The organism is Kitasatospora sp. NE20-6, assembly GCF_045862635.1.
On sequence record NZ_BPRL01000159.1, the window covers coordinates 1 to 1,653 of the forward strand.

A 1,653-nucleotide genomic window follows, 5' to 3' on the forward strand; every position below is an offset into this window, starting at 1 on the left:
GTACGGCCTGGAGACCATGTGCGTCGGCGGCGGCCAGGGCATGGCCATGGTCATCGAACGCCTCAGCTGAACCACGACACCGGGCCACGCCCACCCACCCGGCCGCCCGTCCGGAAAGCCGCCCGGACAGCCGTCCGGGCGGTCGCCCGCCGTGGAGTGAAAAAGCCGCAAACAGGGTCGGACCGACCCATAATGAAGATCGACACAGTCCCGACCGGGCGGTGAACACCGGCATGAACACCTCCTCACCCAGCAGCGACGGCGTTCTCGCCGATGTCGCGGCCGCCCTGGTCGACGCCCGGGGTGTCGTGCGGTGGTGCTCCCCGGCGGCCGCCGACCTGCTGGGCCGCCCGGCCGATGAGATCCGCGGCCGCTCGGTGCTGCGGCTGATCGCCGACCCGGCCGAGCGGCCCGCCGCGCTCCCCTCCGCCCTCCCCGCCGACGGCGACCGCCCCGGCACCGGCCCCGGCACCGGCACGGCCCGGCTGACCGGCGGCGCGGGACGGGCGGTCACCGTCCGCTACCGCGTCCTGCCCACGGCGTCCCCGTCCCGCTTCCTCGTCCTGGCCGTCACCGCCGACCTGGACACCGAGACCCGGCAGGGCACCGCCCTGCTCCGCGCCCTGCTCACCCAGGACAGGATCGGGTTCGTCCTGCGGGACACCGAACTCGCCGTCGTGCGCAGCAATCCCGGACCCGACACCTTCGCCGGCCGACCCCTCACCGTCGGCAGCCGCCTGGCCGACGTGATGTACCCGCAGGACGCCGCGGAGAACGAGGCCGCCCTGCACGGCGTGCTGGAGACCGGGGAGCCGGTGGTGGCCCGCGAGCAGCGGGCACGCACGCTCGGCGACCCGGCCGCGGAGTGGGCGTTCTCGGTGTCCGCCCTGCGGCTGGAGGACGCCCGCGGCCGGCCCGAAGGGGTCGCCGTGATGTTCACCGACGCCACCGCGCACTTCGAGGCGGCCCGCCGCCTGGAGCTGCGCCACCGGGTGTCCACCGCCATCGGACGCTCGCTGGACGTCGCCCGGACCGCCCAGGACATCGCCGACGTCCTGGTGCCCGCCTTCGGCGACCTCGCCTGGATCGACCTCGCCGAGCCCGTGACGGTCGGCGACGAACCGCCCAGGACCTTCGGCGGGGGCGACCTGCACCTGCGCCGCACCGCCGTACGCTCCGCGCACGGCGACTGGCCCGCCGAACTCCTCCCGCAGGGAGCGGTCATCCCGCCCTTCCCGGACCGTCCCCTCATCCGGATGCTCCAGGAAGGCCGCGCGATCGCCCTCGACCGGGCCGCCCTCGAACGCGGCCTCGCCGACCCGGCCTTCCTCCGGGTGACGATCCCCGACGCGGGCCACTCCCTCGCCATCGCGCCGCTCTTCGCCCGTGGCCTGGTGCTGGGCGTAGCCGCCGTCTGGCGCACCGAACGTCCCGAGCCCTTCGACCAGCAGGACACGGACCTGCTGTCCGAGGTCGCCGCGCACGCCGCACTCGCCGTCGACAACGCCCGCCGCTACACCCGCGAGCACCGCGCCGCCGTCGCCCTCCAGCAACGCCTCCTGCCCCGCGCCACCACCCGCACCACCACCCTGGAAACCGCCGGCCACTACCTCCCCGCCACCGACGGCGCCGAGATCGGCGGCGACTGGTTCG

2 protein-coding genes are annotated in these 1,653 nt (G+C 75.4%); one reads left to right on the forward strand and one right to left on the reverse strand.

Annotation, left to right across the window (positions count from 1 at the left end):
- A partial coding sequence (locus tag SNE206_RS39945; RefSeq protein ID WP_407918500.1) for a hypothetical protein occupies positions 1-235 on the reverse strand: 235 nt, incomplete at its 3' end.
- On the opposite strand from SNE206_RS39945, the gene SNE206_RS39950 reads away from it, so the two are divergent.
- A partial coding sequence (locus tag SNE206_RS39950; protein ID WP_407918501.1) for a PAS domain-containing protein occupies positions 234-1,653 on the forward strand: 1,420 nt, incomplete at its 3' end. The two genes, SNE206_RS39945 and SNE206_RS39950, sit on opposite strands and share 2 nt — an antisense overlap.